This window comes from Bartonella sp. AA83SXKL (assembly GCF_042196965.1).
Lineage (GTDB): Bacteria > Pseudomonadota > Alphaproteobacteria > Rhizobiales > Rhizobiaceae > Bartonella.
This window is the reverse complement of record NZ_JBHIRG010000029.1, coordinates 1-9848: the sequence shown is the minus strand read 5'-3', so window position 1 is coordinate 9848 and position 9848 is coordinate 1. Positions and strand designations below refer to the sequence as shown.

General features: G+C 37.4%; 6 protein-coding genes and 1 pseudogene. 6 read left to right on the top strand and 1 reads right to left on the bottom strand.

The features are described 5' to 3' along the window. The 6 genes from ACFINO_RS08375 to ACFINO_RS08350 all read left to right on the top strand — a co-directional run. A partial coding sequence (locus ACFINO_RS08375; protein WP_375655426.1) for an ABC transporter substrate-binding protein occupies positions 1-896 on the top strand: 896 nt, incomplete at its 5' end. 361 nt (positions 897-1257) lie between these two features. Then, positions 1258-2874 carry an ABC transporter substrate-binding protein gene (locus ACFINO_RS08370; RefSeq protein WP_375655425.1) on the top strand — a complete coding sequence of 539 codons (1617 nt, stop codon included), beginning with the start codon at positions 1258-1260 and terminating at the stop codon, positions 2872-2874. Positions 2875-2984: 110 nt separating this feature from the next. Beyond that, entirely contained in the window at positions 2985-4058 is a 1074-nt protein-coding gene (locus tag ACFINO_RS08365; RefSeq protein ID WP_375655424.1) for an ABC transporter permease, read from the top strand. A 2-nt stretch (positions 4059-4060) separates the two neighbouring features. Next, positions 4061-4990 carry an ABC transporter permease gene (locus ACFINO_RS08360; protein WP_273790732.1) on the top strand — a complete coding sequence of 310 codons (930 nt, stop codon included), beginning with the start codon at positions 4061-4063 and terminating at the stop codon, positions 4988-4990. Then, positions 4983-5867: an ABC transporter ATP-binding protein gene (locus tag ACFINO_RS08355; RefSeq protein ID WP_273790733.1), complete on the top strand. Its 885-nt coding sequence runs from the start codon at positions 4983-4985 to the stop codon at positions 5865-5867. Before ACFINO_RS08360 ends, ACFINO_RS08355 begins: the two co-directional genes overlap by 8 nt. Then, the gene (locus ACFINO_RS08350) at positions 5854-6636 is read left to right on the top strand and encodes an ABC transporter ATP-binding protein (RefSeq protein ID WP_273790734.1); all 783 of its coding nucleotides are present in this window, start codon (positions 5854-5856) and stop codon (positions 6634-6636) included. The genes ACFINO_RS08355 and ACFINO_RS08350 overlap by 14 nt, the downstream gene beginning before the upstream one ends. 378 nt (positions 6637-7014) lie before the next feature. On the opposite strand, the pseudogene ACFINO_RS11700 reads toward ACFINO_RS08350, so the two are convergent. Continuing rightward, positions 7015-8927 (bottom strand): annotated as a pseudogene (locus ACFINO_RS11700) (autotransporter outer membrane beta-barrel domain-containing protein); the annotation flags it as partial. Positions 8928-9848: the final 921 nt, after the last annotated feature.

The following is a 9848-nucleotide window of genomic DNA, read 5'->3' as shown; positions in this document are numbered from 1 at the left end:
AGATTTTAATTCGCCATGTTGCAGAGCCCGGAACACAACGTTTGTTGTTGCAAAAACATGATATTGATGTTGCTCGTAATTTGACACCTGAAGATCTTGCAGATCTGCAAAAAACAACAGATGTTAAAGTTGAAAGAGTGTTAGTGCCAACTATGATGTACTGGGGATTCAATACGACGAATCCTATTTTTGCTAAGGAAAAAGTGCGCTTGGCGATGCGTTATCTCATAGATTATGAAGGTCTTGGCAAGAAGCTTCTCAAAGGGATTGGTGTTCCACGGGCCAGTTTTATTCCTCTTGGCAACTTTGGGGCTTTAGATGAAAAAGAAGGGCAACCCTTTAAACTTGATATTCAAAAAGCCAAGCAACTTTTAGCAGAGGCTGGTTATCCGAACGGATTTGAGGCAAATTTTCTCGTGTCAAACACTCCTTATACTTTGTTACTTGCTCAGTCACTCCAAGATAGTGCTGCACAAGCGGGCGTGCGTCTTAAAATTGAACGTGTAGCAGGTACACAGTTATTTTCAAAAGTGGATGCTCGAGCTTTTGATACGGCTTTTATCGGATGGAATAATGATTCTGCCGATCCTCATACAATGGCTTCACGTCTTATTTTCAATCCAGATAATCGTTTTGAGGCTAGAAATACAGCCTATCCTAGTTGGAAGCATGGGTATTTTGATGCTAAGATGAATCAAAAAGTTGAAGAAGCGTTGTTTCAAAAAGATCCGCAAAAACGAGCGCAACTCTATGCTGATTTACAACGTGAATTAATGCAAAAAGGACCTTATGCGTTTATCTTTCAACAATATAGCGTTGTCGCGATGACGCCTGATATCAAAAAATGGGTTTGGAATAGTGCGCCGCGTATTTTTTATAGTAAAATTGAAAAATAAGTGTGTCTTTTTAGTGTTATCAAAGCTAAAAAGAGCTTAATTATAATTGCATGATGAAAATATTCTCCCATATAAAGCTCTTCAGTTTTTTAAGGATGAAACTGGGAGGGATGTTTGTGTAGTAGTAGTATATAATTAAGATCGTTTATAGGGAGCGATGAATATAGAAAGTTATATTGGGGAGGATCTTTGTTTATGGTTATAGATTCTCTGCATCCCGAATATAGACTGATGTATAAGAAAATTATTTTATAGATGCTTAGTTTGATTAAATGAAATTGATGTCTAATGCTATGCTATTTAAGAAAAATCACAATCACTTTGTGTGAAAAGGTAGAAGAATACAAAAGGAAGAGATAAAATGGGAAAACAAAGAATATTGAAAAAAATTTCTATTTTATTAAGCTCAATCGTTTTTTTTAATGGGGCTGTAACATCGGCATTCAGTGCCTCATCTAAAGATATATTGGTAATGGCATGGAATATTGATTCAATTAGTAGTTTTGATCCAGCGCAAACTGTTGAGGTTGTGACGAGTGAGTTATTGACGAATATTTGCAGCGCGTTAGTGCAATATGATGAACATGATCCTACAAAAATTCGCCCTGCTATGGCAAAATCTTGGGACGTTTTAGACAATGGCAAAAGAATAGTCTTTTATCTTCGTGATGATTTAAAGTTTAATGATGGAAGGATGGCTACAGCGCAAGATCTGGTATGGTCGATGCGACGGATTATTAAATTAGGATTAAGCTATGCTCAATCTTTAATGGATTATGGGTTTACCAAAAACAATATTGAAACAAATATTCAGGCTCTTGATGATAAGACTTTACAATTAAAATTAGATAAACCCTATCCTATTCAGCTCATATTGACTGTTATTGGACAATCTTATGCTTCTGCTTTGCTTGATCGGAAAACAATTGAAGCACAGAGTATTAACGGTGATATGGGGAATAAATATTTAGCAACACATACAGCTTGTGTTGGACCTTATAAATTGGTGAGCTGGTCTCCAGGAGATAAAGTTGTGTTAGAGGCGACACAACATTATTGGGGCGAAGTGCCTAAAATTAAGCAGATTGTTGTGCAGCATGTAGCGGATTCATCAAGTCAAAGACTTCTTTTGGAAAAAGGTGATGTGGATATAGTGCGTGATCTTTCTTCAGAGGATATTTTAGATCTTGAAAAAAAGGGAGGACCAGTCAAAATTAGTCGTGTTTTGCGTCCGCAGATTATTTACTTATCGTTAAATAATAAGAATGCAATTTTTGCGAATGAAAAGGTCAGATTGGCACTTCGTTATTTGGTTGATTATGAAGGTCTTGGAAAAACTGTTTTGAAAGGGATTGCTATTCCACGGGCAACTTATATGTCTTTAGGTGTTCCAGGTGCTTTAGATGAAAAAGAAGGTTTGCCTTTTCAGTTGGATTTGAAAAAAGCAAAACAACTGATTACTGAAGCTGGTTATCCTAATGGGTTTAAAGCTAATCTTTTAGTTGGAAGCCTTAGTTATATGTCGTCTGTTGCACAGTCTATTCAAGCCAATGCACGCAAAATTGGTGTTGAGCTTACAATTGAAAAAATGGCACAAAATCAATTGTTGAGCCGTGTACGTGGTGGAAATTATGATACTGCTATTATGGGGTGGGGGAGTGCCGATCCTGATGGACATCCTGCTTCATTAAATCACGTGTTTAACCCTGATCCAACATTTACAAAAAAGCACAATATGTATTTAGCTTGGCGCGCTGGGTATTATGATGAAAATATTAATAACATGGTGATGGATGCTTTGTTTGAGAAAGACCCCAATAAGCGTATCATGCAATATCGTACTTTACAGCATTATGTGCTAGAGCATGGTCCTATGGTTTATTTATTTCAGACATATTATACCGTTGGTATGGGACCTGATGTCAAAAAATGGATTTGGAACAGTTATAGACTTTATTACAATGAAGCAGAAAAATAAAAAGAAGCATGTTATAGAAAAGGATTGTAGAACATGCTTAATAAGAGATTGTTTTGTTATATAAAAAAGTATTTGCTTTATGTTTTGTCGCTACAGAGGGGATTTTTATAATGGTTTTGCCACTTCCAGAGACGGAAAGAGCTGTATCAGAAAAGCAGAAAAAATTATTTTTATGGGATTTTTTATGCAAAGGATTGAAACTTCTTATTTCAGTTTTTATCACATTGCTTGGGTTGGTGACGATCACTTTTTTTCTTGGTCATCTTCTTCCTCTAGATCCGGTTCTGTCTATTCTTGGTGATAATATTAGTCAGGAAGCTTATGATGCAATGTATTATAAGCTGGGTCTTGATAAGCCGTTGATTGTCCAATATTGGAAGTATCTTCATAATGTATTTTTGTTTGACTTTGGAGATGCTTTAACTTCTGGGCGACCTGTTCTAGCCGATATTATGCGTGTATTTCCTGCAACATTAGAGCTTGCAACCGTTGCTATTGTTATTGGCACAAGTCTTGGAATTCCATTTGGTGTTTTTGCAGCAATGTATCGCGATTCATTTATTGATTATGTTGTCCGTGTTTTTACACTTGTAAGTTATTCTACTCCAACATTTTGGCTCGGATTAATGGCGTTGTTAATATTTTACGCCAAACTTGGCTGGGTTGGTGGCCCAGGACGACTTGATTTTCTTTATGAATATTCTTTTGAACCAAAAACAGGATTTTTCCTTTGGGATACTGCAAGCCAAGGACAATGGGAGGCTTTTGGTAATGTTTTTAGTCACGTTATTATGCCTGCTTTGATCTTGGCTTTCGGTGCTATGGCTTATATTAGCCGTATGACTCGTGGGTTTATGATTGAGCAGCTTAATCAGGAATATATCATTACTGCACGTGTAAAGGGATTATCGTGGGCGCGAACCGTTTGGGGGCATGCCTTTCGAAATGCTGCTGTTCAAATTATTACCGTTGTTGCACTTTCTTATGCTTTTTTATTAGAAGGGGCTGTTTTAACGGAGACAGTTTTTGCTTGGCCTGGTTTTGGACATTACTTGACAAATGCTCTTTTAGCCGGAGATATGAATGCAGTTGTAGGATGTACTTTACTTGTAGGATTTATCTTTGTCGCCATTAATTTATTTTCTGATTTGCTTTATCGCATTTTTGATCCAAGGACACGTTGAATATGACAGTAAGTAATCATCATAAATCGCAATCATCATCTTCTTTGGGTAGTTGGTTAAACGATCCTGTTCCAAATTCCATAATTCAAGCGAACATACAAAGAATTTATCACGCACTGGCTAAGTTTTTTCATAACTTTTCGGCTGTATTCGGTCTGCTTATTATTTGTATTATTATCATATGTGCATTTTTTGCTCCTTGGATTGCTACGCATGATTTTCTTAGCAATGATCTAGGGCATCGGTTGCAGCCACCCTCTATGGCGCATTATTTTGGAACAGATGAATTGGGACGTGATATTTTTAGTCGCCTTGTTTTTGGTTCCCGTATTACTCTTTATGTTGTTTTTCTTACAACAGTTATTGTAGGTCCAATAGGGCTTATTGTTGGAACTGTATCTGGTTATATGGGCGGATGGGTTGATACTGTGCTCATGCGCATTGTCGATATTTTTCTTGCTTTTCCAGGTTTGATTTTAGCTCTTGCATTTTCAGCCGCATTGGGACCAGGGATTGAAAATGCTTCTATTGCAATTTCAATTGCAGCATGGCCACCAATTGCACGTTTAGCACGTGCTGAGACTTTGACAATACGTTCTTCTGATTATGTTTCTGTAGTTCGCCTGCAAGGGGCCTCTGCTTGGCGAATTATTTTGTTTCATGTTGCGCCTATGTGTATTCCTTCAGTGATTGTACGATTAACTTTGGATATGTCTGGAATTATTTTAACGGCTGCTGGTCTTGGTTTTTTAGGGTTGGGAGCTCAACTTCCAAGTCCTGAATGGGGTGCGATGCTTTCTTCAGGGCGGGAATTTATGATGACAAATTGGTGGTTGGCGGCAATACCAGGCTGTGCAATATTATTTGCAAGTCTTGCTTTCAACCTTTTAGGTGATGGTCTTCGTGATGTATTGGATCCACGCAATGGGTAATAAATTATTAGAAGTAGAAGATTTACGTATTTCTTTTCCTACAACGCGCGGCATTTCAGAAGTTGTGCGTGGCGTTAGTTTTTCTGTTGGAAAAGAAAAAATTGGAATTGTTGGTGAATCCGGATCTGGAAAATCGATGACTGGGCGCGCAATACTAAGGTTGAGTCCAAAAGCAGCCATTGTTAAAGCTAAAAAAATGCGCTTTGAGGATGTTGATTTATTGGCCGCAAGTGAACCTCAGATGCGAAAAATCCGTGGGAAACGTATTTCAATGATTTTACAGGACCCCAAATATTCACTTAATCCATTAATACGGATCGGGGAACAGATTATGGAGGCTTACCGTATTCATTATCGTGTTTCAAAAGCTGAAGCGAGGGAGCGCACCATATCTATGTTAGAATCTGTTCATATTCGTGATCCTGAACATGTGATGCGTCTCTTTCCTCATGAAATATCTGGGGGGATGGGGCAGCGCGTGATGATTGCAATGATGCTCATTCCAAAACCTGATTTAATTATTGCCGATGAGCCAACATCTGCACTTGATATTACGGTCAGACGACAAGTTTTATCTGTATTAGATGAACTTGTGACAAAATCTGGAACGGGACTTATTTTCATTAGTCATGATTTAAATATGATTGCTGATTTTTGTGATCGTATTTTGGTGATGTATGCGGGACGTGTGTTAGAAGAGTTGCCTGCTTCTGATTTGTCTCACGCTTGTCATCCTTATACAAAGGCGTTGCTCGCGAGTTTGCCACGGCTTGATAATCCAGTTGATATTTTGGCTGTTCCTGAGCGTGATCCTGATTGGTTGTATAATCCTACGATTGTTAATGGCGTTGAGGAGGTTCCTCATGACAAATTGTGAGAATATTATTGATGTTTCTAATTTATCTGTAACTTTTGGACACAGGCATAAGGCAGTAACAGTTGTTAAAAATGTTAATTTTCATATTAAGCGTGGTGAAGCTTATGGTTTGATTGGTGAATCCGGATGTGGAAAGTCAACTATTTTGAATACATTGGTGGGGCTTATTCCAGATTATAGTGGAAAGTTTCTTTTTGCTGGACAAGAAGTTGAAAAGAAAAGAAGTAAGGATTTTTTACGCTGTATTCAAATGGTTTTTCAAGATCCTTATGCTTCGCTGCATCCAAGAAAAATGGTCCATACGGTTCTTTCTGAATCGCTCAAAATCCATGGAATGGATAATCAAAGAGAGCGGGTGGAGGATGCTTTAGATTCCGTTGGTTTAGATTCTTCATTTCTTTATCGTTATCCTCATGAGTTGTCTGGAGGGCAGCGTCAGCGTATTGCTCTTGCACGTGCTTTAATTATTGAGCCAGAGGTGTTGTTGCTTGATGAGCCAACATCTGCATTGGATGTGTCGGTACAGGCTGAAATTTTAAACTTGTTGAAATCACTGCGCGTGAGAAAAAAGCTTACTTATTTGATGGTGTCCCATGATCTTGCTGTTGTTGCACATATTTGTGAACGTGTTGGAATTATGCATAAAGGGATTATTCTTGAAGAGCTTAGCAATGATGAATTGCGTAATCTACATGCGCAACACGATTATACAAAGGAGTTTTTTGAAGCAAGTATAGAGCCTATTGTCCATAGAGAGCAAAGAGCATGATCAATTTTACAGAAGAGAAAATGCAATTTTATTTGTTTTGAAGTTTCTGGAGATGTTTGGCGGCATTGTTAAGAGGGAAGGGGATAATAGGATTTTTTCAGTATGAATTTTCTGGGCAGTGTTTGAGCTGTAATATTTTAAATCCTATTAGAACTTCCATTTTGAAATATATGAGTAACTTATAACATATCCCTTTGTTTGATATTATTGCATTATTTTTTACTTATCATTTTATGTTCAAAAGTTTTATTTTGGGATTTTAAGCATTAAATTTGTGAGAAATAACAAAAGATAGTAATGTTGTATTTTCTAGAAAAGCTTCTCATTATTTTACAATATCATTTTGTTTTTGGTTGTTCTCTTTTTTACAGTTTTGATTTAAAACTGATAGAGTATTCCTCCTGAAAAGCTTGCACCACTTATACCAGTTTTTTGAAGCTTTTGTTGATAGCTGACATCACCATGAAGGGAGAGGTTAGCGGACAATTATGCACTAATACCAAGCCCACCTTCAACGGAACTTCCCGAGGGGTCACATTTATAATACTTATCAATATGGAATGTCTGATCATCACCAAAGGTTTTGATTAAGTTTACTTTTCCATAGAAAGACATAGGACGGCTGTTTTCAGTGGCAATGGTTTTTGTCAAACGTCCACCAACACGGGATTATCCATTGAGAAGGATTTTGCATCTCAATGGTCAGATTATCAGCATCTTTAATGGTATCAAACATCAAATGTTGATAGGCAAGCTGTGCCTGCGGTTCGAATGTTACGGCTTGAATACCCGTTGCAAATTGTTTGCCAACAGTGGTGGAGATACTCAACATTTTGGCGTTTTTCAATTTTGCAGTTTTACCAATGAGAGCATTGGTGATATCTCCCTTTATTATCCCATAGGATAAAAGCGTATCAAGATAGAAACCATTGTCACGCTGTTTACTGCCATAGGCGGCGGTGAGTTGAAATGACTATTTATTCAATATGCTCTTACTTACTGTCTTGCATATCTTTGGGGGTGAAAGAGAGTTGCCCGTAGGTTCGGACAAGACCCAAATGTGTTGTAGATATTTTTCCCTTCTGCGCGACAAGGTTAATAGCTCCTTGTAGAACAGCATAGTGAAGATGAGCACTGCTATAACCATATTTACTAGGAGCACTACTTATCAGAAAATAAGCTTCCTGTTTCTCCATAGGCGTATAAGAAAAAGCCATTCCGTTTGTCTTATTCTTTCCTTAAGACAGATGTCGCATATTGGCTAACAGTTGCACTTTGCTTATCCATATCGGTCAATCCAGCATACAAGAGAGAACATGGCATGATAAAATAGCTTGTATTTATGGCACGATGGTTTTTACTTTTGAGTCGCTATCAAGCAGTACTGGTTGTAAGCGAAAATCCCAGAAATTTTTATTTTCTCCTAAAAGGTTTTGTTCAGCATTTGTTTTACTGTGGTTTGATTTTGGTCCATAAGCTTTCAGTATATATTTATAAGGTGAACCACTTATTGTGATATAGTCCTGTGCAAGTTTGAAAGAGTTTTGATTTACTTTCCCAGAAACTTGAATGAGTGAAAGACCACGTGCACTGGTAAGAGCAGAAGCATCTGCTTTAATATTGTTCTTTTCTAAATGTCCAGTGATATAAACCAGTGTAGTCCCTGAAACATCACCGTGAATCAGAAGATGGTCAGCTTTTTGTTTGTTTATGGCAGCACTATCACTCCATTCGACGTTGAAATGAATTTCTGCTTTTCCTGTAGCATTGTAGACTTTTTTAGTATTTGGTCTGCCAGATCCTATGTGCAACGTGTGATAATGATCTTCAGTTGGCTCTTCAAAAACAATAGAGCTGTTATTGATGTTAAGGACAGAAATATCAGAACGTGCTCTTTGAGCAATATCAAGCAGTTTTTTGTTCTGGCTTTTTTTATTTGTGCTTGTTTTCAATATCCATTTCGTATTGTTTTGCAAATCAAAGACTGTTTTGAATTTTTTTTCAGTGCTCACTTTGCCGTCTAAGATGGAGTGATCGGCGTTTAATGTAAAAGTGAAATCATTTTTTTTCGTTGAAGCTTCGGTTACTAATAAAATATTGGCACGGATTTCTGAATTTTTGAGATTGGCTTTACCAATTGATTCATTTGCATTAATTCCAGTACCGTTTTTAATATGAAGTTTTGCATTGGTTAAATTGATTTCTGATGTTTTATTGTTCTTAGATTTTTCAAATGCTATACCTCTATCTTCTGCTGTGGCAGAAACATTTGTTACATCAATATGTCCATTGTTATTTACAACAAATGCACTATTTTCGGCAATTATCGTCCCTCCACTCATTTTGATTGTGCTGCCATTTTCTGAATAAAGTCCGATCTCAGCATTTTTAATCGTTGTATGGCCATATAATTCAACTAAACTGCCAACATCTTGGCTTTCCGCACCGAATCCATTACTATCTGCTGTTATTAGAGTAACATTCGTGGCTTTAATATGTCCACCGTTTCCGGCAAATAATGCAGTAGTTTTACCTTGTACTGTTCCTTCCGTTATGGTGATGGTGGATTTTGAGTCTTTTGTATAGAGCCCACTGTCATCAGATGATGTAATTTGAGCATTGTCAGTTAAAGTAATAGTGCTGCCGTTTATGGCAGATAATGCTGCACCTTTTGCGTTAAATGATCCTCCAGAAACTGTTATTTGAGAACCATTATCTGAAATTATGCTATTGATTGCTTGCGGAACGGTTACATTTTCTAAAGTAATGGCACTTCTTCTTGCGATTATTGCATTGATTAGTAGTGCATTATCCTTACGATTTAATATCGTTACATCTTTCAGTTTGTTATTGCTCTTGTTTTTTAATAAGTGAACGCCTGCTTCGGAAGCAGTAATGGTTCCTCCGATCATTTTGATTGTGCTATCGTTTTGCGCATCAATTCCGATTTTAACGTCACTGATCGTTGTATTTCCAAGCAATTCAATCACTCTGTTAGAGCCAGAGGCTGCTGCACCAGCAGCTACACCACTGCCATTATTAGTTGCTTTTAAAGCAACATTTGTAACCGTAATATGGCCACCTATGTCTGCTTCTAAGGCTGTATATTTTCCTGTCACGTTTCCTGTTGTCATTAAAAGCATGTGGTTGTAGAGCTAGAGGATATGAGTCTCGATTTCCTTTGCTTTCACCATGCCATGGCAGTGTTCAGA

What these genes read in the sequence shown, in the direction of transcription:
- ACFINO_RS08370 (WP_375655425.1), top strand. Translation starts at nt 1,258, where the DNA reads ATGGGAAAACAAAGAATATTGAAAAAAATTTCTATTTTATTAAGCTCA.
- ACFINO_RS08365 (WP_375655424.1), top strand. Translation starts at nt 2,985, where the DNA reads ATGGTTTTGCCACTTCCAGAGACGGAAAGAGCTGTATCAGAAAAGCAG.
- ACFINO_RS08360 (WP_273790732.1), top strand. Translation starts at nt 4,061, where the DNA reads ATGACAGTAAGTAATCATCATAAATCGCAATCATCATCTTCTTTGGGT.
- ACFINO_RS08355 (WP_273790733.1), top strand. Translation starts at nt 4,983, where the DNA reads ATGGGTAATAAATTATTAGAAGTAGAAGATTTACGTATTTCTTTTCCT.
- ACFINO_RS08350 (WP_273790734.1), top strand. Translation starts at nt 5,854, where the DNA reads ATGACAAATTGTGAGAATATTATTGATGTTTCTAATTTATCTGTAACT.